At 45.1% G+C, this 26,277-nt stretch carries 25 protein-coding genes and 1 pseudogene; 6 read left to right on the top strand and 20 right to left on the bottom strand.

Going from position 1 to position 26,277, the window contains the following annotated elements:
- Positions 1-57: 57 nt before the first annotated feature.
- The 3 genes from rppA to QUA00_RS26660 all read right to left on the bottom strand — a co-directional run bounded on the left by rppA (position 58) and on the right by QUA00_RS26660 (position 1,886).
- On the bottom strand, positions 58-744 hold the full coding sequence (gene rppA / locus QUA00_RS26670) for a two-component system response regulator RppA (protein ID WP_333146840.1): 687 nt from the start codon (positions 742-744) through the stop codon (positions 58-60).
- Between the two features lie 59 nt (positions 745-803).
- Positions 804-1,454 (bottom strand): glutathione S-transferase family protein, encoded by a 651-nt coding sequence (locus QUA00_RS26665; protein WP_333411748.1) that lies wholly within the window; start codon positions 1,452-1,454, stop codon positions 804-806.
- A 174-nt stretch (positions 1,455-1,628) separates the two neighbouring features.
- On the bottom strand, positions 1,629-1,886 hold the full coding sequence (locus QUA00_RS26660; RefSeq protein WP_333411747.1) for a hypothetical protein: 258 nt from the start codon (positions 1,884-1,886) through the stop codon (positions 1,629-1,631).
- A 198-nt stretch (positions 1,887-2,084) separates the two neighbouring features.
- Here QUA00_RS26660 and hisG point away from each other — a divergent pair, with 198 nt between their 5' ends.
- The gene (gene hisG / locus QUA00_RS26655) at positions 2,085-2,729 is read left to right on the top strand and encodes an ATP phosphoribosyltransferase (RefSeq protein ID WP_333076539.1); all 645 of its coding nucleotides are present in this window, start codon (positions 2,085-2,087) and stop codon (positions 2,727-2,729) included.
- Between the two features lie 604 nt (positions 2,730-3,333).
- On the opposite strand, the gene QUA00_RS26650 is transcribed toward hisG, so the two are convergent.
- The 5 genes from QUA00_RS26650 to QUA00_RS26630 form a co-directional block, all read right to left on the bottom strand.
- The gene (locus QUA00_RS26650) at positions 3,334-4,800 is read right to left on the bottom strand and encodes a response regulator (RefSeq protein WP_333146847.1); all 1,467 of its coding nucleotides are present in this window, start codon (positions 4,798-4,800) and stop codon (positions 3,334-3,336) included.
- Between the two features lie 594 nt (positions 4,801-5,394).
- Positions 5,395-5,595, bottom strand: a complete 201-nt coding sequence (locus QUA00_RS26645; RefSeq protein WP_333146849.1) for a hypothetical protein — start codon at positions 5,593-5,595, stop codon at positions 5,395-5,397.
- Between the two features lie 396 nt (positions 5,596-5,991).
- Positions 5,992-6,126 carry a hypothetical protein gene (locus tag QUA00_RS26640; RefSeq protein ID WP_333411746.1) on the bottom strand — a complete coding sequence of 45 codons (135 nt, stop codon included), beginning with the start codon at positions 6,124-6,126 and terminating at the stop codon, positions 5,992-5,994.
- Positions 6,127-6,169: 43 nt separating this feature from the next.
- Positions 6,170-8,629 (bottom strand): caspase, EACC1-associated type, encoded by a 2,460-nt coding sequence (locus tag QUA00_RS26635; RefSeq protein ID WP_333411745.1) that lies wholly within the window; start codon positions 8,627-8,629, stop codon positions 6,170-6,172.
- Positions 8,622-9,020, bottom strand: a complete 399-nt coding sequence (locus tag QUA00_RS26630; RefSeq protein WP_333411744.1) for a hypothetical protein — start codon at positions 9,018-9,020, stop codon at positions 8,622-8,624. Before QUA00_RS26630 ends, QUA00_RS26635 begins: the two co-directional genes overlap by 8 nt.
- 90 nt (positions 9,021-9,110) lie before the next feature.
- Between QUA00_RS26630 and QUA00_RS26625 the strand changes: the two genes are divergently transcribed.
- Complete coding sequence (locus QUA00_RS26625; RefSeq protein WP_333411743.1) at positions 9,111-9,269, top strand: hypothetical protein; 159 nt, start codon at positions 9,111-9,113, stop codon at positions 9,267-9,269.
- On the opposite strand, the gene QUA00_RS26620 is transcribed toward QUA00_RS26625, so the two are convergent.
- From QUA00_RS26620 to QUA00_RS26605, 4 genes are all read right to left on the bottom strand, one after another.
- Positions 9,266-9,670, bottom strand: coding sequence for a transcriptional regulator (locus QUA00_RS26620; protein WP_333411742.1), 405 nt, complete (start codon positions 9,668-9,670; stop codon positions 9,266-9,268). The two genes, QUA00_RS26625 and QUA00_RS26620, sit on opposite strands and share 4 nt — an antisense overlap.
- On the bottom strand, positions 9,654-9,953 hold the full coding sequence (locus tag QUA00_RS26615; protein WP_333053113.1) for a type II toxin-antitoxin system HigB family toxin: 300 nt from the start codon (positions 9,951-9,953) through the stop codon (positions 9,654-9,656). The genes QUA00_RS26620 and QUA00_RS26615 overlap by 17 nt, the downstream gene beginning before the upstream one ends.
- A gap of 168 nt (positions 9,954-10,121) precedes the next feature.
- A complete protein-coding gene (locus tag QUA00_RS26610) occupies positions 10,122-12,335 on the bottom strand; it encodes an ATP-binding protein (RefSeq protein ID WP_333411741.1) in 2,214 nt (737 codons plus the stop codon).
- Positions 12,336-13,577: 1,242 nt separating this feature from the next.
- Positions 13,578-14,291 (bottom strand): DUF1997 domain-containing protein, encoded by a 714-nt coding sequence (locus tag QUA00_RS26605; protein ID WP_333411740.1) that lies wholly within the window; start codon positions 14,289-14,291, stop codon positions 13,578-13,580.
- Between the two features lie 117 nt (positions 14,292-14,408).
- Here QUA00_RS26605 and QUA00_RS26600 point away from each other — a divergent pair, with 117 nt between their 5' ends.
- The gene (locus tag QUA00_RS26600; RefSeq protein ID WP_333411739.1) at positions 14,409-15,068 is read left to right on the top strand and encodes an NAD(P)H-binding protein; all 660 of its coding nucleotides are present in this window, start codon (positions 14,409-14,411) and stop codon (positions 15,066-15,068) included.
- Between the two features lie 300 nt (positions 15,069-15,368).
- On the top strand, positions 15,369-16,655 hold the full coding sequence (locus tag QUA00_RS26595; RefSeq protein WP_333411738.1) for a glycoside hydrolase family protein: 1,287 nt from the start codon (positions 15,369-15,371) through the stop codon (positions 16,653-16,655).
- Positions 16,656-16,967: 312 nt separating this feature from the next.
- Here QUA00_RS26595 and QUA00_RS26590 read toward each other — a convergent pair whose 3' ends face one another.
- The 3 genes from QUA00_RS26590 to QUA00_RS26580 all read right to left on the bottom strand — a co-directional run bounded on the left by QUA00_RS26590 (position 16,968) and on the right by QUA00_RS26580 (position 18,818).
- Entirely contained in the window at positions 16,968-17,357 is a 390-nt protein-coding gene (locus tag QUA00_RS26590; protein WP_333411737.1) for a hypothetical protein, read from the bottom strand.
- A gap of 696 nt (positions 17,358-18,053) precedes the next feature.
- The gene (locus QUA00_RS26585; protein WP_333147297.1) at positions 18,054-18,302 is read right to left on the bottom strand and encodes a hypothetical protein; all 249 of its coding nucleotides are present in this window, start codon (positions 18,300-18,302) and stop codon (positions 18,054-18,056) included.
- 171 nt (positions 18,303-18,473) lie between these two features.
- The gene (locus QUA00_RS26580; RefSeq protein WP_333147299.1) at positions 18,474-18,818 is read right to left on the bottom strand and encodes a Dethiobiotin synthetase; all 345 of its coding nucleotides are present in this window, start codon (positions 18,816-18,818) and stop codon (positions 18,474-18,476) included.
- Positions 18,819-19,025: 207 nt separating this feature from the next.
- On the opposite strand from QUA00_RS26580, the gene QUA00_RS26575 reads away from it, so the two are divergent.
- Entirely contained in the window at positions 19,026-20,531 is a 1,506-nt protein-coding gene (locus tag QUA00_RS26575; RefSeq protein ID WP_333411736.1) for an SGNH/GDSL hydrolase family protein, read from the top strand.
- Between the two features lie 432 nt (positions 20,532-20,963).
- Here the strand turns inward: QUA00_RS26575 and QUA00_RS26570 are convergent, their stop codons facing one another.
- From QUA00_RS26570 to QUA00_RS26550, 5 genes are all read right to left on the bottom strand, one after another.
- The gene (locus tag QUA00_RS26570) at positions 20,964-21,776 is read right to left on the bottom strand and encodes an MlaE family lipid ABC transporter permease subunit (RefSeq protein WP_333147303.1); all 813 of its coding nucleotides are present in this window, start codon (positions 21,774-21,776) and stop codon (positions 20,964-20,966) included.
- Positions 21,777-21,999: 223 nt separating this feature from the next.
- Positions 22,000-23,034, bottom strand: coding sequence for a patatin-like phospholipase family protein (locus QUA00_RS26565; RefSeq protein WP_333147306.1), 1,035 nt, complete (start codon positions 23,032-23,034; stop codon positions 22,000-22,002).
- 157 nt (positions 23,035-23,191) lie between these two features.
- A complete protein-coding gene (gene mtnB / locus QUA00_RS26560; protein WP_333147308.1) occupies positions 23,192-23,812 on the bottom strand; it encodes a methylthioribulose 1-phosphate dehydratase in 621 nt (206 codons plus the stop codon).
- Positions 23,813-24,067: 255 nt separating this feature from the next.
- Positions 24,068-24,736 carry an HAD-IB family phosphatase gene (locus QUA00_RS26555; protein ID WP_333147310.1) on the bottom strand — a complete coding sequence of 223 codons (669 nt, stop codon included), beginning with the start codon at positions 24,734-24,736 and terminating at the stop codon, positions 24,068-24,070.
- A gap of 124 nt (positions 24,737-24,860) precedes the next feature.
- Positions 24,861-25,682, bottom strand: a complete 822-nt coding sequence (locus QUA00_RS26550; protein ID WP_333411735.1) for a Crp/Fnr family transcriptional regulator — start codon at positions 25,680-25,682, stop codon at positions 24,861-24,863.
- 354 nt (positions 25,683-26,036) lie between these two features.
- On the opposite strand from QUA00_RS26550, the pseudogene QUA00_RS26545 reads away from it, so the two are divergent.
- Positions 26,037-26,277, top strand: a pseudogene (locus tag QUA00_RS26545) (DALR anticodon-binding domain-containing protein); the annotation flags it as partial.

Here is a 26,277-nt window from a genome sequence, read left to right as displayed (position 1 = left end):
GCGGCAGGTGAGGTGTGCATGGAACCCTACCAGATTTTTGGGAAATCCCTATTATTATTAACTAGCTTCTCCAAAGCGATAGCCTCTGCCGTAAACTGTGTGAATTAGCACCGATTCGCCTGGGGCTTCTATTTTGCGGCGCAGCAGGCGAATTTGAGCGGCTAATACATTGCTGCTGGGTTTTTCTGCTTCACTCCACAAATACTGGTGGATTTGTTCGTGTGTTAGCAATTGACCGGTATGGCGCATTAAGTATTCTAATAACTGGCATTCTTTTTCTGATAAGTCAATTGTACGATCGCCCCGATAAGCTAATTGATTGTCGTAGTCTAGCTGTAAATCTGCAACTTGCAGCCGCCCGACAGCAACCTCGGCATCAAAAGTAGGAGGCCGCCGCAGTAATGCGCGGACTCTGGCTAGCAGTTCTCGCAGTTCAAAAGGTTTGACTAAATAGTCGTCTGCACCGGCGTCGAGTCCTTGTACGCGATCGTCTACGGTATCTTTGGCGGTGAGAAATAGCACTGGCGTATTCCTTCCTTGCGATCGCAACTTCTGGCAAATTGCCAGTCCGGTTTGTCTCGGCAGCATCCAATCCAAAATTAGCAAATCGTAATTACCCTGCATGGCTAAATTGCTGCCACTTGCTCCGTCAAATGCCACATCAACTGTATAACCTTCGCGGCTTAAAACTCGACTCAAAGGGTCAGTCAACTCAACTTCATCATCAACTAAAAGAATCCGCATCCTGATTTCATATTTGAGACTTAAAATTTGAGATTTTAAGTTAAGTAAACTGATTTTTGCTAATTTTTCAAGTGGGCAATACTTTCCGATTCGCTGCAAGCTGCTGCTACCCATTCCTGGATGGCAGGCAAGGCCAAAATCGCATCCGCATAAGCTTTTGCTACTGAATCTAATTTGACTCCGTAGGTGATAAAACGCATCACTACTGGGGCAAACATAGCGTCAACAATTGTGAATTTCCCGAACAGCATATCGCCGCCTGTGCCGAATTTTGGCCGGCATTCGCGCCAAATGGCAAAGATGCGATCGATCTCTGCTTCTACACCGGGAGTCCTTCCTTCTCCCGGATAGCGGTTGCGGCAGTCCATCGGCATATTTGCGCGCAAATTTAGGAACCCTGCGTGCATTTCGGCACAGATGGAACGGGCGATCGCCCGTTCCGCTACATCGGCCGGCCACAAATCATTAGCAAAGCGTTCTGCAACGTATTCGCAAATTGCTAAAGATTCCCACACTTTCAAGTCGCCGTCGATTAAAACTGGTACTTTTCCCGAGGGAGAATAGCGCCGAATTTCCTCATGGGTTGTCGGCCAGTCTAAGGGGATTCTCACCTCGGCAAATTCAAGTTTAGCTTGTTTCATCGCCAGCCAAGGACGCAGGGACCAAGAGGAATAATTTTTGTTGCCGATTACCAGAGTCAATTTGGTCATAATGTAGCTGTCAGCTATTTCAGATCGCCCGTGCAATTTTAAGTTTTAGAGTTGAATATACAAAGCCGTGAGACACAATGGCTATCGCGCCTTAGCGAAGCCCGCCCCTACGGGGGCTACGCCAACGAAGAGGATCGCCGCGTTGTCTGCACCAGCCTCTGCAAGCATTTTACATTAACAGCCTCCCAGGGTTCCGCGTTTTTCTGCAAACTTCGATCGGGGGGCGCGATCGAACACGCTTGATTCCACATGAGATGAGAAGCCTCTGTCCCTGGGAACCCTGGCCTGGTTAGCGCTAGGCACAGCTACTGTATAGTCCATTTCCTCCCTCTCTACACCACCGCCTGAGAGGATTTCATCTACTCTAATCTTTTTCAGGGAATCCGGGTCTACACTGTGAAAATTTTCGTCAAATTCTTGATTGTTTTCCATACCGACCGCCCTTGAAAAACGTGACGAAATAAAAACTTACTAAATATAATATATACCCAAAGAAATGATCTAGCAAGACCCGAAATTTATTTTTCGCTATGAACTCTATGTGTTATTCTGAGTTTGGTAAAAGCTGTTTCTGCTTAGGCCGCGATCGCCCCCTTCTAAAATTTAGAAATTTACACTCTAAAAATTGACATGATTACTGTTGCACTTCCCAAAGGCGGACTGTTAGGAGATAGCATTCGGCTGTTTAAATCGGTTGGATTAGACTTCAGTGCTTTTCTCGATTCCTCTAACCGACAACTTCAAATTTATGACCCGACCGGCACTGCCAAAGCTTTGCTAGTAAGGACGCACGACGTGCCGGTTTATGTGGAATACGGTCAAGCGGATTTGGGGATTGCTGGCTATGATGTTTTGCGGGAAAAAAAGCCGAAAGTTGCGAATTTAATTGATTTAAAATTTGGCAAGTGTCGGCTGTCGGTGGCGGTGAAGGAATCTAGTTCTTATCGACGAACTGTGGATTTGCCTCCTCACGGTAGAGTTGCTTCTAAGTTCGTACACTGTGCAAGGGAATATTTTCACAATTTGAATTTGCCGGTGGAAATTGTGCCGCTTTACGGTTCTGTGGAGTTGGGGCCGATTACGGGTATGTCGGAGGCAATTGTGGATTTGGTTTCGACTGGCAAAACTTTGCGGGAAAATGGTTTGGTGGAAATTGATGTTTTGTTTGAAAGTTCGGCTTATTTAATCGGTCATCCTCTGAGTTACCGTTTGAATGCCGGAGGTGTGAATGAGTTGATAGGGAAGTTGAGAGAGCAAGTTTTGACGACTGTTTAAGGGTCTAAAATTAGAGTGCTTTGATTTGTTCGTAGATAAGTAGGGAAACGGCATTGCCCATTGGCGTCAACTTAAGCTGTCAGTCCGCCCAGTCCGCCAGGGAATGAATTCCCTGTCTAATAGCTAAAGTCCTCTCAAAGAGGACTGAAGAACTCATTAGTCCTATGCAAGAGGACTTTAGCTTTGAGGCGGGGGTTGAAACCCCTGCCGGACTATTAGTTGTACGTTAAGTTGATACTAAACCGCAATGTTGTGTCCTACTCCCTGCGCCGGACACGGCAATGCCGTGTCCCTACAGATGCTAGCCTACTTTTCATAATTGGTATAGGTTCGTAGCCAGGACTTTAGTCCTTATTTGCGCTAAGAAAGATGACTTCAGTCCTCACCAGGAACGGGATTATTTTAGCTTAGGATCGCGAATTAAATAATTTACACTCTTGAAAGTGGGGAGTAGGGGTTGGGGCTAAGAGCCCGCCCTTTCTGGACGGGCGGGACGCCCATCCCACAAGAACCATCACGCATTGTAAGTTATTTAATTCTCATTCCTTAGCTGGTATTTGCGGTAATAAAGAGGACTGAAATCCTCAGTACGAACTGGTTCTATTTAGTTGATTTCTGAGCGGTTACTTACAGGTATAAAACCTAGTTTTTCCTGGCAGCGGTTGATATAAAAACTGACGACTGTATCAGCAGGGTTTTGTTCGATTAGTTGCTGAAAATATCCCAAGGCGGCGACAAATCTTTCGGATTGCCATCCTTGAATTCCTTTGTCAAATAAACCCTGGGTAAGCTGCTTTGCCTCAGAGTCGGGACAGGAGGCACTCCAGATTTCGTAGATTTCAATAGCTTCCTGCTTGCCGCGCGGGGTTACTCGATCGATCCAGCGATAGTAATAATTGTTGCGGGGCAAATGGCTGTCAGCAGCAGTCGCCCCAGAAGTAGAAATAATACTCTCCTGTGTTTCCACTTCTAAGTCGCACTTTAATAATAGACTTTCTTTTGAGTTTGAGTTGAGACTTATGCCATTTAGAAATTCTCTCGCATGAACAATGGCATTTTCGCTAACAATAATTTGGCAGCCGTATATTTTAGTTAAATTTTCTAACCGAGAAGCTGTATTTACCACATCGCCGATGACTGTAGAGTCCATGCGGCGATCGGAACCTAAAGTGCCGATCATGCCGATACCTGTGTTAATTCCCGTACCAATATTGACGGGAGATTCTAAATTGTATTTGTGGCGACTGGCATTAAATTCTTGCAAAGTTTCTTGCATTGCTACTGCGGCTTCGATCGCATTCATGGCGTGAGAATTTGGCTGGTCAAATACTGCCATGATTGCATCGCCTAGGTATTTGTCAATAAACCCGCCGTGAGACGTTATGCACTCGTTCATTTTAGTAAAAAAAGCGTTCAACCATTCAAAAGTCTCGCGAACTTGTTGAGATTCGGCGATCGCAGTAAACCCGCGAATGTCGCAAAATAAAACAGTCAGCTCTTCTTCTGTGGCATTGCCCAACTGAATAGATTCTATTCCTTGCGGCGCAATTCGCTCCAGAATTTGCTCTGGCACAAATAGCTGAAATTTTTCTGACAGATATTCGTTGGCTTCCCAAGCGGCGGCGATTTGGCGTTTGCTTTGCTCTTTTACCTGCTGGTTGAATTGGGAAGATACAGCTTGCGATCGCATTTGACTCAACTGCAAAATATTTTCAACTTTTGCCAGCAACAAACGACTGTTAAAAGGCTTTGTCAAATAATCATCGGCCATCATTTCTAACCCTTTGATGCGAGACATATCGTCATTGAGGGCAGTTAAAAAAATCACCGGTACAGTTTGCAATGCCGTATCCTTCCGCAGGATCTCGCACACATCAAAACCGTCCATCTCCGGCATCATAATATCTAGTAAAATTAAATCGGGTCGAGAGGCGCGGGCAAGGGAGAGCGCTTCATGACCAGATAGCACTGATACTGTAGCGTATCCTTTGAGGTGCAATAACTCTTCCAGTAAAATCAGATTAGCTGGCTCGTCATCAACCAACATGATGCAGGGCGACTTGTTTGACATGGAATATGATAGGTAAAGTTTTGCCACCGATCGGCAAGGACGAAGGATTGAGGTATTTAGCTACGATTGACTTACGATCGCCTAGAAATCGGATTTTTTCCGAAAATACTGCATGAAGACTTTTAATCGGGGTAAAAAACCCGGTTTCTTTAGTCTAATAGCGTCCAGAACTGATTGTGCTGTATTCTTTAGTCTTTCCCCTCGTTCCTGAAAAGAGATGTCCCCGATCGATCGCCGAAATAGTTGAGTTAGGTTAATATAAGTTGATTTTACATTGAATCTAAAATTTCTCTACTATTGAGTTTAGCGTTTCGCATCATGAAATGTAATAAATTACACCTCTGTGGCAGTGAACCCAGGATTAGTGGCAGTTGGAAAGTCGGAGGCCCAGCAGTGGCAAATACAATAGTGCGATCGAAGACAGCCTCACGTAGGGCTGTTTTCTTTTTCCCTAATAGTCTTGGACGCACGGGTGGCCAGAAACCGGGTTTTTTTACGAAAATCCTCTGCTGTAGTCCGCAGATTAGGTAAAAAACCCGGTTTCTTTGTCGGGAGTGCGTAAGTTCTGCCTAAAAAACCGATTCCTACGATCGGTTATCGGCCATGAGGTGTCAAATCAGTGCGATCGGGCAAAGCAAACACAACTTTCAATCGGATATCGGGGACTCGCTGGCGACACAACTGAAGATGTCCGTCAGCATCCGATCGATTGCGGTATCGCCCGACAATCGCCCATTGCAAATTAGGAAGCAAACGGGCAACCGCCCAAGGCTTGAGGCACTCTTTGTAAGTCATAATGGTTTTATCTCCATTGCATAAGGGAGCCAGAGCCAGCGCGGACACTTGGTAGGTAGAGGCGCTGGCTTTTGACTGTTTTGTTTCAGAAAAAGTTGTGGCTTTTCGCTGAACAAATTAATCGTATTTAACTCGATAAATATCTGTCAATATCTTTATCGCTATAGCGCTAGCGCATAATCATCAACGCTTAATTGCCAGGATTATAGCTTTAATATAGAAATGCTAATAAACTGATGAATAGGTACAGAGTGAAAGTCAGAGTTAAAGAGCTTTGCCAGCAACGAAGCTGAAGCATCAACGAATTGGCCTTGCGTTCTGGTGTTATCTATGCTACGCTTCGCCGTTATGCAATGCAGCCAATGGCGAAGATACACATAGATTCAGTTAGCCGTATTAAGGAAAGGTTTGGCTGTTCTTGGGATGAGTTGTTGGAATTGCTTGGGGATGATTCTTTTGAGGAGTGAGTGCGATCGCTTGTTCATTTTTATAGGAGGGGTGCGATCGCTCTGGGAGACAATTTACACTCATCCTTAGTTATTTGCTTCCAGGCTTTTAACAATTTATTGAGTGTTCACTTTGTAACTAGCTCAAATTTGAGGTTGCCGCTGCTATCTCTAACTACCTTAACGAGAGCTGGTTTTTGCTCTTGGCGCTCACCGTCCATAAACTTGAGAGAATTTCCTGAATTTTCATCTTGTGAAAAATCAGGAGATTTGAGGTTTTCCAACACAGTCTGGCGGGAGGGATTGTTAGGCCAAGATAGAGCTTTAATAAAAGCTTGAGTCGCATCATAACTGGTAGCTGTGCGCCAGCTAATCTCACCTCTCCACATCTCCTTGGCTTTTTTAGCAAAGTCTTTTGAATTGGGTTCATCTCGAAACCAAGGTACAGCTAAAACCAAACCTTCAACAGCATTTCCAGGGTCAAAAATCTTTTTCTTGTACAAGGCATCTGCGCCTAGTAGCGGTAGATTTTTAATTCCCATATTTTGGATATTTTGGGCGCTGGCAATATCAGTATTTTCTGTGCTTGGAAACAATACAACAGCATCAAGTTGTTGATTGTCTACTTGCGTAATTTTCATTGAAGAAGGCTCGGTCAAATCTATCTTCACTGTGTTGACAACTTTTCTTGATGGGTTGGTAAATACACGTGTAAATTCTTCCGTTAAGCTGCGGCTATATGGATCTTCAGGATTGTTGAAAATAAAAACTTTTTTATACTTATTTTTTATGGCATAATTCGCCAACTCTTCACCATTTTTTGCATCATTCGGTAAGGTTCTGAAAAAAACTTCACTCTTCAGTTGAGTTTTTGTGCTACCGGGGGAGATTGTGGCTAGCTTACGTGTTTTATAATCATCTAGCGCAGCTTCACTAGCAGCACTGGTGTAGTGTCCAATCACTCCTATAATGCTTGAGTATTGGCTTAGCTTCTGAGCAACTTGCTTTGCTTGGTTACGATTGTTGTTATCATTAGCAATTACAATCTGTAATAATCCCTCTTTACGTGAAGTGTTAAAACTATGTTGTGCCTGTGCAACTCCTCGCAAGATTTCCTCAGCAATGTCCGGTGTCTCCAGAATAGGTACAACTACCGCAAGAGTTACTGGGTTCCTGTTGGACAAGGCTCTGGCATTATTCAAATATATTTTGGATTCTGGATCGTTAGGATAATCTATTATAGTGCTTTCAAAAAAATCAGTAGCGTTTTTATATTGTTTTTTCTGGAAAGCTACAAGACCTTTAGCTTTATTATCCGTTAACTTGCTAGGAAAGAAAGTCTCTTCACCGCAGCTAAAGAATTGCGACTGGCATATGTCTTCAGATGAAGGTATAAACTTAATAACAGGATACCCGACCCCGACAATTCCCAAAATAGCCACCGGGATTACAGCAATCGGTGTTCTAAAGATATTAGCGATGGCCTGTTTTATTCGGTCTCCTGGCTTGGGTTTGGGAGGATCTTCTTGACTTGGTGGTACAGTTAAACCAACAACTTCTTCTTCGATTGGTGCTACATCTTCATCTCTTAAACCATACTTGTCTTGTAAATATCTCAAATCATAGCGAGCTATTTGAGTCAAAGGATACGACTCTTTAACAGCTTCTTTAAAGGCTTCTTGATAATTCCCTAAATGATTTAAACGCTGGTGGAATGGTTCCAGGACTTGTTTTTCAATTTCCGCTGCTTTGTCATCTGCGATGCCAAGTTCTTGCCGTTTGATCGGTAAGATCAAAAGACCTCTTGTAGAAATTTTCCCATTCCTAGCATAGCGTTCCACTATTTGGCGATATTGCGCCTCTGGACTCATGGGAACCCTAGCTAATAAAATTTTGAAGCCTTCTTGATCGGAAATAATTCCTGGTTTCTGATTTGGCCTCACATCTTGGACTTTCCTTTTGGCATAATCGTGCAATTTCCAAACTTGGATTTCGCCATTGTTATCTGTGTCAGCCGCGCCTGTATTAATCCCATCTACTAAGTGCTGGGTGTAAAGCGAAAGCTCTTCCCCCCCAAAGGAAGTTTGCGTTGCAGTGGAAGAAGTGAGAACAGCCCTCCCTTCAGCACCTAATTCCTGTCTGATATCCACACCGACACTTTTTGTTTGCCAACCATCCGCAAACGCTCCACTATAGCAACAATCAAGAATCATTACTTGTCGCTTAGCACGGCTATCGCGTGATTTATCTTGCACAAAACTGGCTTGCACCGCAGTCGCTCGGAAGTTATTTTTAGTAGTAATGCGAGTTGTCAAGTACAGGCGATTATGATCATTAATAATGCCATGCCCGGAAAAAAATAGTACTAATACATCCTGTTTCTCGCGATTATCAAATAGCCACTCAATCTGGATTTGCATTTCTGTTAGATCGGGGTTAATCAGTGGCTTTACCTCATCAAAACCACCCAGATTCGGGTCTGCCAAAACTCGCCTTATTGCTTCCACATCATTAGGAGGTGCAGAAAGAGGAGGGATGCCCTGCCCGTATTCGCTGACTCCAATCAGCAGCGCTATTTTCTTAGGCATTTTCCTGTTCCCTCAGTTCAGCTAGAAGTTTCTTTGCCAATGCCTCAGCCTCTTCTAACTCCTTGCGGCTTTTGGCTTCAATTTTGATTTCTTTCTCACCAACTTTGACGTGAACGACAACCGACTTATCCCCCAGGCGATCGCCCAAAAAGCTCAGAAAATCCTTAATGTTCTTAGCATTCACCTCCGCTGTCAGGAATCCCACCAGCGTTGCAAACCCTGGTTTAGCCCCAGCCTCTGGATTCAAATCTTGTACACGCTCAACCTTCTCCACTTCATCACGTTGGCGTAACAGATGCAGCAGCTTTCGCGCTATCTCTTGTCGTTCCTCATCATCTAGTTCTGGGTCATTAACGGCAAACGTGAATTGAACTGTGGGTTCGTCTGTCATCCTAGCCTCGGAGTTACGTTATTTATCTTGGTACAAATTATCTTTCACCTTTTTCCAGACTCATCCGGATAAATCTAGTCAGAGAGGCGATTGAGTCGGTTAACCTTTCTGTATGTTGCTCTCCTTGCAGAAGAGGAGAGTAATCATCCTATTCAACCAACCTCTAAAACGCGATCGCCCCCACCCTCATCAAATCAATCTACTTGGATGCGATCGCCCTCCGGGAAATTACAGAGTGCGATCGCTTAATTGAACAAAAACAACCCCGGATCGACGTGAAAAAACCTCCCCAAAGCCTCAGCTTGTTTCTTGCTGATTTCTAGCCGATCGTTAATTACCTCAACTACCGCCTCACTCGAACCCATAATTTCTACTAAATCCTCTGCTTCTAGACTCCGAACATCCATCAAATGCAGCAACCTTGACTTGGGCGTTGATGTATTAAGTTGATAGTGCCGCTCTTCAAAATCCTCAATCAGTTTTACCAGCAATTCTAATAGCGCATCTTCTTCGGGAGTCAGATTTTGACGAGAGAGTAATTCTTCAACAATTTCCAAAAATATCTCGTTTTCCTCTTCAGTTTTGATGATTCTCGGCTGATATTGAGAGAGCAAGCTACTGTAAATTTTTAGGTCAAAAGTAATAGTCATTTTTCCAGGTTTCCTTATCATACTCGGCGTGAGTGAAAACGTATTTTATATAAATAATTTGCTTCTCGTAGTTAATACTCGCGATTAAGCGATATTTATTTCCTTTGATATTAAAAACTGTAAAATTTCCAACTGCTTCAGCTTTGAGATAAACAGCTTGAACTTCAACAAGATTAGTCCAGGCTGCTTTACTGGCAATTTTATACCAGTCATCGAGCGCTTCGCAGGAATCAGCGTGACTTTGGCAGTAGTCTCTTAATTTTTTCCGACTGATAACGTGCATTTAGCTATCATTAGGAGATTATTTTCTAGATGTCTGAATCCCGTCATTATCTATTATATAGCGCGTCTCAATCATTTCAAGCAAATTTTTGTTGGCACTTTGATGGACAAGCTTTTCTCATCCCGCGCCAGCTAAGAGTTACTTTGAGAAGCTTTGTATAAATGCTGTTTAAGTGAGAAAAGAACGGACTGTAGCGATCGCCAAATTCAAATCCAGTGGCTTGCTCAAATAAGCAGAAGCGCCAGCTTCCAAACATCGCTCACTGTCACCGGGCATCGCCATCGCCGTCACCGCAATCATCGGTACCGAATCCCAGACAGGATCTGCTTTAACTCGGCGCATCAACTCAAAGCCGTCAACATCCGGCAACTGAATGTCCATCAAAATCAAATCCGGCAGCAACTCCGGGGCTGCAGAGGCGGCGAGAATACGATCGGCCATAGCCGAACCATCGGCGAGTATCTCTACCCCGTACCCCTCCAATTCCATCACCTCAGAAATTAACATTTGGTTAAAAGGCTGGTCTTCGACAACCAAAATCCGCTTCCTGGCAATTGGTAAAGCAATCGCAGAAGCAGGAACTAACTTGGTATCCAAAGCACAAGAAGCAAAGTTTCCCAACTGTTGACGCATCTCCGTCAAAGGCAGCCAAACGCGGAAAATACTTCCCCGATCGCAAACAGATTGAAAAGAAACAGTTCCCCCGTGCAATTCTGCCAATCGCTTAGTCAAAGCCAAACCCAAACCTGTACCTTCGTGACGCCGAGTCAGGGAAGAATCCACCTGTTGAAAAGGTCGAAATAGCAAGTGCCAGCGGTCTTGAGGAATGCCGATGCCGGAGTCTTTCACCTCAAAACAAAAATAAGGAGTGCTGGCATTTACAGGAGAACAATCCGGTCGGTAGTCGCCGTCTATTTCGCTGCCATAGGCCAGGCGCCCGCTGAGTTTAACTTGTCCCTGTTCGGGGGTAAATTTGATGGCATTGGAAAGTAAATTAATCACAATTTGTCGCACTCGCCGTTCGTCGAGCCAAACTTTAGTAATACGGTTGTCGAGTTCTAAAGACAAACCGATTCGCTTTTTGTCGGCCCGCGGCTGCATCATTTTCATACAGTCTGTCGCGAGTTCTTGAACGCGAACAGGCTGTAAGTTTAGTTCTACTTTCCCGGCTTCAATTTTAGAAAGATCGAGAATATCGTTGATTAGCTGCAACAAGTGCTGGCCGCTTTTTTCGATCAGGTCTACATAGTTGATTTGTCGATCGCTCAACTGTCCGGCCGTTTGCCGCAGCAGCAAGTCAGAAAAGCCGAGAATGCTGTTGAGAGGCGTCCGCAATTCGTGGGACATTGAGGCTAAAAACTCGGATTTCAACTGAGAAGAATACTCTAATTCTTCATTAACTTGGCGCAAGTTCTCTTGTGTTTGAGCCCGCTCGATCGCCGCCCCCAGAGTCCGGCAAGCAGCCTCCAGCACTTCTTGGTGGACGGCGGCTTGCAGTTTTTTGATGTTGCGGGACTCCAGCGTCAGCACTCCGATGATCGTGCCGTTGGTAGCTGCGATCGGAAAAATGCCCAGTTGTCCGATTCCCGGATGCCGAAATTCCGGCACGGCATTGGGATGTTTGCCATAATCCTCGACAAACACAGGTTTACCAGTTTTCACCACTTCCCACAGCAAACCGATGCCGTAGGGAATGCCTTGATCGAGCAATTCTTGCATTCCTGCGACTACGGGTTCCCCGTAAGTAGCCAAAAATTGACTAGAAACTTGGTTGCAAATCCCCGACGCTTGGCGATCGTTTCCCTTGCCGTTAATCACCTTGACATCTCCGAAAGCTGCATTCATTGCCTCTACTAAATAGGTGAGGGCAAACTGACCTATTTCTTGCAAACTGTCAGATTTTTGCAGGCGTTCGGTTAAACCTAAAAGAAAGCTCAGACGCCTTACTTCTGCGTTCAAGCTAGCTTGGGAGTTTCGGTATACCGTAACGTCTCTAAAGGTAAACAGCCGTCCGCCGCTGTTGGTAATCGTGGCGCACACCTCCAAACAAACCGCATTGGATTGCTCGAAATAAAATGATAAACTTTCATCCTGAGATTTTTCGAGTGCTTGCTGAAACTCTTGCCACTGCTGAACAGACAAGTAACCCCGATCGACAATTTCCGCAAACAGCAAGTGGCACTTCGGTTTTGTTTCCAGCCATTCTGGAGACAGTTGCCAGATTCCGGCCAATTTTTTGTTAAACAAAACTAAGCAGTCAGACGAGTCGAACAGAGCGATCGCATTGTCTACTTGATTGAGAATCAGTTCTTGGTCTGCCCTCAACTGGTGCAAGTCTCTCTCCATTTTCTCTGTGTGTGTAGCTCTTAGTTTTGTTGTCATAACTTTCTAGGGATATGGCAAGAGTTCTTTGATAACTCTTTACTTAATGTTACATAATTTTACGTTTTTGGCAGTGAGGGCGATCGATCTGCCTTGTGATCTGAGACACTTGCTAGTTTCGGAGGGCGATCGGAACCCGCTTTGAACTGCGTCGGCTACATTGCTTAATCATGAGGCAATAAGGAGGGAAAGCATTATGACAGAAGCAGAATTTTTTAATAACAATGCTGTCGAAGTTGATGGCATCTGACTTGAAACTATTGTGTCCAACCCTGTGCTAAATTGACCCATAATAAAAACTAATCCCGGTGATAAGAAATCAGCATATAGCAATCCTAAATCATTTGTGAATTTCTTACGGGCTCCCAGCGGGATCGGGGAGGGTTGGGGTGGGATCAAAAATTTACGACTCCTGCAAGGATTGCTATATGTCAAATGCAATCATGACCTTACCCTTAAATTTTATTAGCAATAACTTGGTTATTTGGATTAACTGCTCAAGCAAGTGTTGGATTCAAAAACATAGGAATAAGGCGCGCACGGATCACCCGGATACAGTGATATCAGTTTCAAAAAAGCAACTGTCTGCTCGTGATTCCAACCCCTACAAAATCAGTTATATCAAATCCGTTAGCATCGGAATAGTAAATTCTAGTTCACTGTTGACTGTTGACTGTTGACGGTTGACTGTTGACAGTGAACAGTCAACCGTCAACATCATTCCGGTGTAACGGGCAATGATATTATTCCCAATAATTTAATCTAAAATTGTGCGACTGAGCGCTCACGCCGAAGTCTAAAATCTAAAATGGTATGAGTTATTACGATCGCACTTATGAGTAAGGTGTGCACTGCACACCCTACAAATGTGAGTTAAGCTAATCCGCATTTAAATTGCAGAGTAAAATAAATCTTTACTCTTATGGGGAGTAGGGGTTGGGCAGGAACTCCCACACTTAATATCGTTTCCGGTTGTATCGGAATGATTTAACCGCAGAGGGCGCAGAGAACGCAGAGGGAGAGAATACAGAGATGAATAATTCCGATGCTACCGGATTTGATATAACATACAATTTAAACTCACATCTTGCACCCTTGTCAATTAGCCTTTTCAGCAACAGGCTTTCCGGCCTGTTCCACAAGAAGAAAATTTATCTTTTGTGGAACAGGCCCGACAGCCTGTTCTTGAGAATGGTGCAACCTCTCAATTTAAATGCACAACAGGTTAGATCGCAAGTCTCGTTAATGTTTCTTAGGATTTTTCGGAAAAGGAATGCCCAAACTTTCGTGAAAAACAACCTGAGTTTTATAAGTCAAGCGCCGGTTAACTTGTTTGATAATTTTTTCCAAAAGCGCATCGCCGGTTTTTTCTATTAAAGGTTGAGACATCGATCGAATAAACTTGGGAAAGCAAACCCCCACAGCCAAATCCAGCTTCCAAGTAGTAATGGTAATCGCAGGCGGCAGCTTAGCACGTTCCGAGCTCGGCCAATCGGCGGCAAACTCCTGAGACGGTATCTCCACTAGCTTCATCGCCGATCGAAAATCCACTTCATACCCAGGCGAGGTATAATTCGGAACCGGAATAGTCTTAATCAAATAGCAGCCTTCAGCATCCGGCGGCAGCAACTCTAAACCAATTCTCGCTTCAACACGGTAGCCGAAAGCCCCAAAACGCCCGATTAATAAATCATAGCCGTTTTCGCCGATCGGCTGGGCCTTCATCGGCGAAGCGCACTGGCAAAACCAACTCTTGTGGTTGTTCAAATGCTTCGCCACCGTCTCCGCATCGGCGTACATCTCCATGCTGTCTTCAAAATGCGTGTGAAACCAAAGCGGCTCAACTTCCTCTGGTGCCTCCGCGCTTCCACTTTCGGGCTGTTGGACACTCGCATCTGGGTAGTAATTTTCGTCAGAAGCTTCAACAGTTTGATATTCAGCGGAATCTTGCTTCATTCTATACTCTCCTGTAATACGCACCGGTCGGGTTGGGGATGTGTTAAGGGAGTTTCCTCCCTACAATTGAGAAATTGATAGCAACAAAACTTACCCTAGTTCAGCATAACTCGACTTATGAAAGCATTTGTAGCAGGAGCCACAGGTCAGACTGGCCGCCGAATCGTCGCAGAATTGGTCAAGCGAGGTATTCCCGTGCGCGCCTTAGTCCGAAATCTAGACACAGCGAGGCAAATTTTACCACCGGAGGTAGAGTTAGTGACTGGGGATGTATTAAATGCGACTTCCCTGGGCGATGCCATCGGCGATAGTACGGTATTGCTGTGCGCGACAGGGGCGGCCCCTGGTTTTGACCCGACAGCGCCTTACAAGGTGGATTTTGAAGGTACTCAAAATTTGGTGGATGCAGCTAAGGCTAAGGGCATTGAGCATTTTGTGCTCGTGACTTCTCTGTGCGTCTCTCAGTTTTTTCACCCGCTGAATTTGTTCTGGCTGATTTTGGTTTGGAAAAAGAAAGCCGAGGAGTATTTGCAAAAAAGCGGCCTAACTTATACGATCGTCCGTCCGGGCGGTCTCAAAAATGAGGATAATTCAGATGCGATCGTCATGACTGGTGCGGACAAAATGTTTGAGAGCAGCATTCCCCGCACCAAGGTAGCCCAAGTGTGCGTGGAGGCGCTGTTTCAGCCGACTTCTCGCAACAAGGTTGTGGAAATTGTGGCTAAGCCGGAGGCTCCGCAAAAGAGTTTTGAGGAGTTGTTTGCCAGTGTGATTTGATTGAATTAGCATCGCTTGGGTGCCCAGAAACCGGGTTTTTTCACGAAAATAGCCGTTGCAGCCAGCAGCAAAGGTAAAAAACCCGGTTTCTTTAGTCCCAGGTAGCGAACAAAGAAACCGGGTTTTTTTACCGAGATTGAGGGTTTTAGGCAAGTTTTTGGTTAAAAAACCCGGTTTCTGGGCATCAGCGCGCAAGTCCCATCAGTACAAACCGCAGGGGAATTGCCAGTTTTCCGATCGCCAAATCTGGCAAAATCTTAATAGTTTTACTATTCGCCCTTAAACTTTCGTTTTCTCAGCATGAAAACTCTCAAGTGGCCAGCTTGGTTCCCCTATCCGATTTCGTGGTTAAGGGCATTTGCTCTCGCTCAGAGTTTTAGTTTTGTCCTTCGCAGGGGCATTCCTTTTGTCAGCGACGATATCGGCTTTCTGACTCTACTGCTGGCGGCTTGGCTGATTCAGTTGCCTGTGTTTTTTGTTTGTCACTTTTTAGCAGTCAAAATCTTAAATCCCTTACTAATTATGCTGCCGGGGCGCTTTCGCGTGGCGCGCAAGTTCAAGCGCCGGCATACGGGTATTCGATCGCACTTGCGAGAAGGCTTGAATGCTGTTGTAGTGATTTTTTTTGCCTTTAATCTGTCCCTGTTGGTGCAACTTGCGATTTTTTATTGGCCCGCGCGAGCGATCGATCCTGCTCAGTTACTAACAGGAATATCTACTCTGACAAATGTTGCCGTAGCCGGTGAATTAGATTTCTGGCTGATTAAATTGGCGGGGGTTTTATCGAGTCTAACGCTGGTAGCCGCGCCACTATATCAATACGATTTTCGGGTGCGCCGGATGCGGGCGGCTCGAAAATTAGCCGAATTTGCGGAAATGGAAATGACTTTGCTGGAATCTGAGAAATTGGGCCGTCGAAAAAAAGGTTTGCTGAGGCGATCGGAAATTCAAATCCTCGGATTTCTACTTTTAATCGGCGCTGTGATTGGCGGCGGTGTTTTTTTGGTTGCTAATTTGCGGGGAAATCAGCAGTTATCGCAGTCGGTAAGCGGGCGGGGAAAATTCCCGCCGCTGGCTATTAAAACGGGCGATCCTTACATTCGAGCCCTGATGCGAACTATTTCTGCTAGCGAGTCCAATGTTTCTCGGCCTTATCACGTGGTTTACGGTGGCAAATACATATTAGATTTGAGCCGCCATCCTGACTGGTGTGTGAGGATTGTTAATGGCCCGAATCGGGGCAAGTGTACTACGGCAGCGGGCAGGTATCAATTTCTGACTTCGACTTGGAAGGAGAAGGCTAAGCGCTATCAGGCGCGTCGTGCTAATTTTTTATTCTGGGAAGATTACAGTTTTGAACCAGAAGATCAGGATGCTGTGGTTTATGCTTGGTTGAGCGATCGCAAGTTTTGGAAAGCTGATATTTCTGAGATGTTGCGGCAGGAAAGATTAACTGACGTATTGCGGATGCTTTCGGGAACTTGGACGAGTTTGGGATATGGAATTGAGACCAATTCTATGAGTTCTCGTTTGCCGAAAGTCTACCGGGAAATGCTGCGGGAAGAATTGGAAAATGCTGGTTCTTAGGTTAAATTAACACAAAGAAGGGTAGGGACACTGCAGTGTCCATTGGTGTCAACTTAACGTTAAACAGTCCGACAGTCCGACAGGGAATGAATTCCCTGCCTCAAAGCTAAAGTCCTCGCTATGAGGACTGAGAATAAAATTTTTTAAACTCATTAGTCCTCTTCAGAGGACTTTAGCTATTAGACAGGGGTTTCAACCCCTGGCGGACTGACGGGTAGGCGGGAATATTGATGGACTAAAAGCTTAAGTTGACACCTATGGGCCAAGCCCTGTCCTACAGAGATCCGGTGCAATCCACCATATTTGATATAATTACTTCAATTTTGGTAAAAAGGCTGTCAAACATTTGTACAATTCTAATCCCGGCCCTGCTTGCAGCGGATAAAGCTTGTCGAAATTAATGGGGTTTCCCGGTGCTAATTTCCACTCGGTTTTCTGTGCGGTTTTTGGGGAAATTTCGATCGCTAGCGTGATGTTAATAATGTTGTTGTGCTGGGGGATGCCCCGGAAGCAGTAACTTTTGCCCGTGCGTTTGTCTGAATCGCTGCCGGTGATGTATCTGTCTTGTTTGCGAAATTGGATTTCTCTGAAAGGTCGATCGAGCACAAAGGAGTCTCGGTAGCGGTAGTCTCCGTCGCGCAAGCTTTGGACAGTCGGCCTGATTTGACTTATAAGTGTTGCTGGACTAAGAGTTAGCATCATTGATCCGCGTTCCTCCTGTGAAATCGGTGATTTGGGTTGCTGGTGTCTGAGTCGCTATGGGCGATCGGCTGAAACAAACCCGCCCTGTAACAAATTAATAAAAGCCGTTAAGCAGTTTAAGTTGATCCCTAGCAATCGTGAATAATTATTTCAGGGTTTCCTCTCGGTTATTTATCTGAGTAATAATAGAAACATACAGCAAGCCGTGAGAAATTTTACGGGCGCATATTTAGGGATTAATTGACAATACTGCGAGGATACTGCTATGTTTTGCGTGACGCGAGAAACCGGAAATTCCCAACGGCGAGGCTCTTTCACCTCTGCGTCTAAAAGTACCCCTATTCTGCGAGCGCGAGTTTACAAAGATGAGGCTCTGGTGTCGGCCACGCTAGCGGGGCTGCCAGCTCTTTTGGCATCCCTCGAAAGCTTTCGCGAGCAGTAGAACTTGGCATTTTCTATTGCTATATATGGCGCTTTGATGTTTGTGATAGCGGCTGCCAACCGACCAATGGCTGTTTTGATTGCACCTACAATCCTCCTCGATTTGAGTAGAGTTTTGCTGTGCTGAACTATTGCAGGACTAAGAAACCTGGTTGTTTATACACAAACATTTTTACAGCCCTTTGTTATGGTATGAAAAATGGTATAAAAACCAGGTTTCTTGGTATCTGTCCGTAAGTCTTGTGTTAACAAAATTTATTTGTCAGTGTCATCGGGTGCGATCGATCCCTCTACCTCTTGGGAAGAACGGCTTAACATAGAGTCGTGCAGGTGTTCGCTGTGCTGCCGTTCTTGAGCCATTAATTCTCTGGCTTTTTCTTCAGCAATTCCCTCCCCATGTGTTTCTAGCTCGTGGGAGGAACGGTTGAGCATAGATTCGTGCAAGTGTTCGCTATGCTGCCTTTCTCGTGCAATTAGTTGTCTAGCTTTTTCTTCGGCGTTCATGGGAGTCTCTCCAAGTGTTTGTGAGAACTGATTCTTATATTAAGATGCCACAATTCGAGGGTAAATGTAGCAAGATTAACATAAAATTTTACAAATAATTGTAGAAAAAAATGTAGAAAAAAAATTGAGTTTACTGGCGGTGGGTATCGGGATCGGTGGTAGCCGAGCTAATTATTGCCAGACGCCGGAAAAGATATTCTTGACTGCGATCGCAATTCGATTTAAGTCTTCCTTCAGCAGCGGCGGCCAAGAAACTCCTCTGCGGAGTCCCGATTCAAATTGCTGCAAACCTTCTACTGACAGTAAATGCAGTGCCGAGATCAATTGTCGATCGAGCATTGGAGATTCTTGCAGCCCTTCAAACAATATTTTTAAAGCTAATAAAATCGATGTCACCTGTCCGGGTACGGGCGGTTGGCCTTGTTTGAGACGCATCAGGAAGGCGTCGGGATTTTTCTTGGTTTCCAGGGCGGTTCCTTGGTCGATCAGAAAACTGCGGGCTGTTTTGTAATCCATTTGACGTGCGCTCGATCTCCTGCAATTAATTAGCAGGCATTATATCACTTTTTGTCGCGCTCAATTTGGTAATATATTTCCATACAGCCTACACTACAGCTACTCGTGAGGTGCGCCCATAAGCACGCTACAGCTACTGATTAGAGGCTTAGCATTCATCCCACAGTCGCCGGGAGCAAAGTGAAACGGACAGGGAAAAATAAAACAATGGCAAAACACCAAGGAAATAGCAGAAAATCAAAGATTTATCGCTACTTGTGGCTGCTTTTTTTGTGTCTGAGCTTTCTGTTAGTTCCGCTCATCAAAAAAACCGCTGCCCATACGCCATTTCCCCCACCCGCTCCTATTGAAAATAGTGCTAGTTTTGGAGCGAAGATTCAAAGGACGATGGGGCTACTTGCGGCTAGCACTCCAACAAACCGCCGCCAAGTGCGTATTCTATTCTACGGTCAATCCATCACAGAACAAGATTGGTGGAAAGATGTAGTGAAGGATTTGAGACAGCGATTTCCCAATGCAGATTTAATTGTGGAAAATCGGGCGATCGGAGGATTTGCAGCACCGATTTTAATCCGTCCCAGCGAACATGATTTGTATCCTTTTTATCCAGACTTGCTAATTTTTCACGTCTACGGAGGCGATGAAGATTACGAAGCCCTAATTGCCAATGTCCGCAGCCGCACTGCTAGCGAAATACTCTTGCATTCAGACCACATCGACTGGATGCCGACAGGCAACAGCGACGATCCAAATTCAGTCAGCAGATACGAATGGCACAACACTCATTCTACTCAATGGCTGCCGGAGTTGGCAGATAAATACGGCTGCGAAATCGCCGAAATTCGCGAACCTTGGCGCAGGTATTTGAAAGACAATCGCTTGCAGCCACAACAGCTATTGAGCGACAGCATTCACCTCAACGATTGGGGAAACTTTCTCCTAGCTGCTCTCATAAAACCGTACCTGCGGTACAACCCAAATTCTCCTCAACCGCCGCAGGATTTAGTGAAAACCTATACAGTTGGCAGCGATGTTAAATGGCAAGATGGCAAGTTGGTTTTAGAATTTGAAGGAAATAGAATAGATGCGATCGCCGATAAAACCTTCAACGGCAAGGCAATTTCTGCTAGAATTGCGATCGACGGCAAAAAACCATCAGAATTTCCTGAACTTTACAGCATCACCAGACCTAGCGTTAGCCTTGGCGTCGGTTGGCCGGCAATCATCCAAATATCAAGTCAAAAACCGCTAATCGTCGAAGATTGGAAAGCCATAATTACTGAGATTAACAGCGACGCTAGCAAGTTTAAATTTGACGTTGTAGGTTCTAAAACAGGTTACGACGGCAGCGGTACAAACGACGAAATGTTTGTCTCAAACTCTGGCCGCATCGTGATTGAACCGAGAAACTGGTGGCTGCAAAAAGCCTATGAACACTCGAAAAAGCCCACGCCAAAAGGATTTGAGATTTCCTGGCAGGTGCGACCAATGTTTGTTGATTTATACGTTCCTCCACAAATTGCAGATTCAAGCCGCGAGTATTCTACAACATTGGCTCAGAATTTGAGCAACTCCAAACACATCCTCGAAATCGTCCCCGAAACAGATGGGGAAGTTCCTATTGAGGCAATTCGAGTGTATCGCCCTCCTTTCTCCAATCTAAAATCTCAAGTTGAGAGTTTTAAACCGCAGATATCAGCGGATGAACGCTGATGCAATTTTATCAGCGTTTATTTGCGTTCATCTGCGGTTTAAAAAATCTTTATGTTGATTTTATGGCAATCGCCTTGGCGGCGTAGGGCGTTGATGATTGTTCAAACCCTTAATATTTAAGCATCTTGAACGAAAGCATCCAGGATACAAGCCCCCGGATTCATTCCGAAAGCAGACTCAGGACCCAGAAATAAAAAACCTGTATCCCAATACGCTTGGGTTAGCGCTTTCAGACGAATTTCATTTCACGCATTTATGAGAGTTCCCGACTTGTGAAAGGAAATCCGATTATTCTTATCTGAACCGTATTGACGTGTATCCGATAAAAAAGCCCCCGAGTTTATCCCTGGGGTCAATGCTTCAATTCTTTAATCTAAAATCTAAAATCTAAAATCTAAAATCGATTGACTCCTGCTATAATCGCCAAGATTATCAACTTCTAGGAATTCCTAACTCGTGAAACATCAACAGCGATAAACATAAATCCGCCACAAAAATCAACACCCAAGAAGTTACCACCGCCGCCGTTGCAGCTTGGCCTACTCCTTTCCCTCCGCCCACCGTCGTCAATCCCCAACCGCAACCGACAAGGGCAATTATTAACCCAAAAATAAAACTTTTAATCACCACATTTACTAAATCCCAAGGCCCCAAGAAAGTTCGCACCGATTCCAAAAATACCGACGGTTCCAAATTATAAAAATGAACCGCTACAAATAGCCCGCCCAAAATTCCCACCGCTACCGAAAAAATTGTTAAAATCGGCAGCATGATGCAGCAAGCTATCACCCTCGGCACTACTAAATAATCAACCGGATTTGTTCTTAACATATACAGGGCGTCTATTTGTTCCGTCACCTGCATTTCTCCTATCTCCGCCGCAAAGGCCGAACCTACTTGTCCCGCCACCACGCCCGCCGTTAAAAGTGGTGCTAATTCGCCGCAAAATGCCACAGCAAAAGCACCTCCCATCGCCCCAACCGCGCCAAAGCGAACCAATTCTCTGGCTGATTGAAATGTAAAAATCATGCCGCCAAAAAAGGCTATTAGCAGCACGGATCTGAAAGAATCCAAGCCTACTGTTACTAAATGTTCCATGATTTTGCGGCGGTCAATTTTGCCTTGGAGTATGCGTAGCAGCACTTGGCCGCCCAAGAACAACGTCACGAAAAACCGCTGAAACCACCTGTTATTGAAGGTTTCATCTAAATGTCGATCGCACTTTTCTTGGTATTTTTTAACCAATGACTGAGGACTCGCGATTTATTGCAAACAGGGCGAAGCATTGCTAAATAGAGATTTACGCAATTGTACAGCAATTATTGCACGATTTGTCAACATATATTTTTTGTCTCTCAGCCCTGCGGTTGGTGGGTTAGGCGCGGTTTAAGATTTATTTATTGGTGACTTAACTTAATCGCCGCGCCCAACCCACCCTACAATATGACTAAAATCTAAAATCCTAGGACTACTCCGCAAGTAACAAGTCTATAAACTTATCCAACTTTTCATTATTCTTTTCGGCTTGATCCTTGCCAATTCTCAGCAGTGCCGATATCTTCTCTTCCGAGGCATCATCAATCGGCAGCGGTTGTTCGTGGCTCAAATCGGGAGTAATTCTCAAATATTGATTCGGTCTTTCAACCGCATCATAAATTTGAATTAGTTGATAATTTACCGTTTCAGCAACTCCCGTCATCATGATATTAATCAAAGGCTGAACCCACTCAACTTGACCCCAATTTTTCGCTTCTTCGTAGGGGTATTTTTTCTGAGCTTCTCCTGTCCCCAGCGATAGAATTACCATATCTTTTGCGGTCGGACCTTTGTCGGAGCGATCGTCGGGAATTCTGAATTTATTTCTAACTTCTGCATAGGCACAAAGTGCGGGATTGTTTGCGAAAACTCCCCCGTCAATTAAAGCGTAGGATTCGTTGGTCAAAGAGCGGATTTTGGTAGGTTCAAAGAAAGTGGGAGCTGCTGATGTGGCTCTGGCGATATCTCTAATAAAATAGTCTTCTGCTGGAAGTTCTTTAGCATCTATTTGATCGAAAAAGTGAGCTTTTCTCCTTTCGATGTCGTAACTGGAAATTAAACAAGGTTTGAGCAGTTCGCTGAGTTTGCAATTTCTAAAGTTTTCCAACAAGAATTGTTCTAAGCGCTCGCCTGGATATTTCTCATCTATCAAACCGTCTATAGATCTGAGTTTTTGCCATAATGAACTCTTAAAAACGTCGCGACCGCTCTCAATCGAAAAATTAAGAGCGTCTTTCGCTGACCACCGAGGTCTGGTGGGATTTTCGGCATCGGGATACAAATAGATGCAAGTTAAAATTCCTCCCGCACTCGTGCCCGCGATTAAATCAAAATAGTCAGCTATTCTCGCATCTGGGTTGCCACTTGCCTTTTGCAGCTTTGACTCAATGCTAACTAAAACTTGCGCGGGAATAATTCCTCTAATTCCGCCTCCATCTATGGATAAAATTCTGGTATATTTAGCCATTACTGTTGCCTCCTCTGAATGTTTGCTCGTTTCCTACAGTCCGGGATACAAAAAGTGGTTTGAGAAGCTAATCATAGCGGTAATAGCGGTAAGGTGCTTAGGGCGCGCCCTACATAATTCCGCATTCATGCACCGCTCAATCTCAAATCCCAAATCTTCAATCTAAATTTAATTGGCGGGCGGCGATCGTATAGCGAAAAATGTATTCTACAATTTCTACGTAATTGTAGGCGGCCGCTGGCGAGTCTGCCCAGACTGTTATGCCGTGATCGCGAATTAATAAAGCGGGTACAGACGGCGCTGAAACGGCAAAAAAGTCGCAAATTTCCTTGGCTATCTTAGGGACTTCCAAATAATTTGTAAAGAGGGGGATCGACACCTGCGGGTTTTCCTCCCACACCCCCAAACCTTTCAGCATTTCGATCGCCGGTAAAGGCACTGCATCTCCTGCTGTTAGCCGAGAAACTAAATTTGCCTCGATCGAGTGAACGTGATAGCAAGCTTTAGCGTTTGGAAAACAATTGTAAACGGCTAAATGAATGCTGGTTTCGGCCGAAGGGCGGCTGTCGGGAACAGGTTGCTCAACAATAGCACCGTCTGAGTTCATTCTGATAAAATCTTCTTTAGTTAACTGCCCTTTCGCGCGGCCGCTAGCAGTAATCCAAAAAGTGCCATCTGGTAAGCGGGCTGAAAGATTGCCAGCAGTCCCAACCATCCAACCGCGATCGTAAAAATGTTTGGCTGCTGCAATTAAATCCGATCTCAAATCGCCACTCATTCTTTACAAATTCCTCAGCTTTTGATCTATTTTTTAGTAGGTTGATAGGAATTGCGCTGGCCTATCTAAACAACGTAGGGTGATCCATGCACACCTTATATCAAATTCGGTAGCATCGGACTTATATGCAGGGGGGCGGGTTTATTATATTGTCTATTATGGGCAATTATTGTTGGTGAACCCGCCCCTACAAAATTTAACATCATACAATACCGATGCAAACGGAATTTATATTACCTGAGAAAGGCGATAGTTTCAATTCCATTTCTGGGACAAACTTTCCAAAATGTCAAAAAAATTATCCCATTTAGTATAAGGCTTTTGCTGTTCGTCTAGATACTGGGCAAGCCGATCGCGCGCAAACACCGACGAAGCCTGCAAAGCCATATTAAAATCCGTCAGCGAATCTCCGATTGCCACCTGTTCCTCGGCCGGGTGCTGGCCCATCACCCGCACCTTAGACACCAATTCCTCATCTCCTTCAAACTCAGAATTGACTTGCAAGCGAGGGCCACTAGCGTCCACATCCACAGCGTAAATAACGCTCGCCCGGTGTACCAAATCGCCCATTACCGTCTCTACCATGACCCGAAGACCGCCGGAAACGATCGCAAAATCTACCTTTTTCTCGTCCAAAAAATCCAGCAACTCCAACAATCCCGGCCGCATCAGCCTTCCCCTAGAAAATTCCACAATTTCCCCGTAACGTTCCGAGGGAATAGACTCTAGTAACTGCCGCACTCCCGATCGCAAACTCAGCCTTCTAGCGTATATTTCAGGCATCAGTTGAGACGACAGTTCCGGTGCGAAATACTTGAGCATGGCCACAAAAGTTTCTTCAACAGTTATCGTGCCGTCAAAGTCGCAGAATACCACCCGTTGCTGATTGTTCGGGATTGAAGATTTTTGCTTGTCATCGGTCATTGTCAGTCGCACCTTTCGAGAACGGCAAAAGTTTACACAATTCATCGTACACTGTCGAGCGATCGAGCGCGACAGCCCAAAACTAATAGTGACGCGCTGTTTGTTGGCAATTTACCGCAGGATTTTATTCAGAATCTTCGAGAGAATCTTCATCTTCCAGGGAATCTTCCAGGGAATCTTCGAGAGAATCTTCATCTTCCAGGGAATCTTCTACCTCCTGCTTGTGGTTTTTTGTCTTTTGGGGGTTAGACTTAGCCGGCAAACAGATTAAATTATCATCTTCAGTATTAATCAAACCTTTCGATCGCAACTTACCCATCAGTCGCGTCACCGTCACCCGCGTTGAGCCAATTGCGCTGCCAATTTGAGCGTGAGTCAAGGCCCAAGGCAGCCGGTAGCCCCGAACCACATCCGGTTCGTCGTCACCTACGTAAGGTTCGCCGAACTCCTCGATCAACAAAGTGAGAAATCCCAACAGTCGGTCGATCGTCCGACGCTGTCCCAAAGTGCTCAGCCAGAGGAGTTTCCGCTGGTGCTGGTAGCGAAACGCATCCAAAATTTCTCTACGAAAGTGAGGCCAATTATCCAAGTCGTGCCAATACATCCACACTACGTGAGTTTGATCGGCGTGGGCGTAAGCTTGGAGAGTAAACGGAGACTGAGCAACCAGTTCAAAGGGCTGGCCTGCGCCGACGAAGCCCAAAAAAGCTTCTTCTGTAGTTTTGTCAACGGATTTCGACTTCGCCGCCGCAGCGCTAACTTGAGCGCTACCTACGAGTCGCACAGAACCTTTCTGGACTAAATACAGCAGTCCGGGTCTTGCGGGAATCCGCTCATCTTTGCTAAAAGTCCGGCAGCGGTAGTGTTCCTGGGCCCAGTCGATAATTCGCTGCCAAGTGATAAACGGTCGATCGATAGTCTCTACAGGTGTGGAAGTTGATTGCATAAGTGAGGCTCTGGGATATATTTAAGAGTGAGAAAAACAGCTTCTGCCAGCAGTGCGATACAAAGTGAGACAACCAACCCCCGATCGAGCTTGCACGCTTCTTAACTATGCTGACTTTTCTTAGTTTTACCGAAAAATTTAATGTAGCAAAAAATACATCAAAATGGTAGAGTTCAGCAAAAAATTTGTCGTAAATTATTGTTATTTAGCAAAAAAATCGCTAGAAAGCCTATTAATTCGATGTAGCCCCGATCGGGGGAGCCGATCGACTATCTCTGAGATCAGCAGTTTAACGTACAAGAAAAGTGCAAGCGGTAACAGTCGATCGTTGCTCTTACCGTAGGATGAGCCGATATGGATACAGCAAATATGGAGCCGTGCCCGGAAGTTACAGTGAAGTGTTTCTTGCTTTCAAGGTTCCAAAGGGCGATCGCCCTGCAAGAGACACTAGGGGAAATTCCATTAAATCTCATAGGTGGCACCATTCTCAATAACGGGCAAGATGCCCGTTCCACAAAAGATGAATTTTCTTGTGGAACAGGCATCTTGCCTGTTCCTAAACAAGTAATTGAGAATGGTGCAATATTTCCATTAA

The sequence above is a fragment of the Microcoleus sp. T2B6 genome (assembly GCF_036700475.1).
In the GTDB taxonomy this organism is placed as follows: domain Bacteria; phylum Cyanobacteriota; class Cyanobacteriia; order Cyanobacteriales; family Microcoleaceae; genus Microcoleus.
Note: the sequence above shows the minus strand (reverse complement) of the source record. Positions and strands in the feature narration are given on the sequence as shown.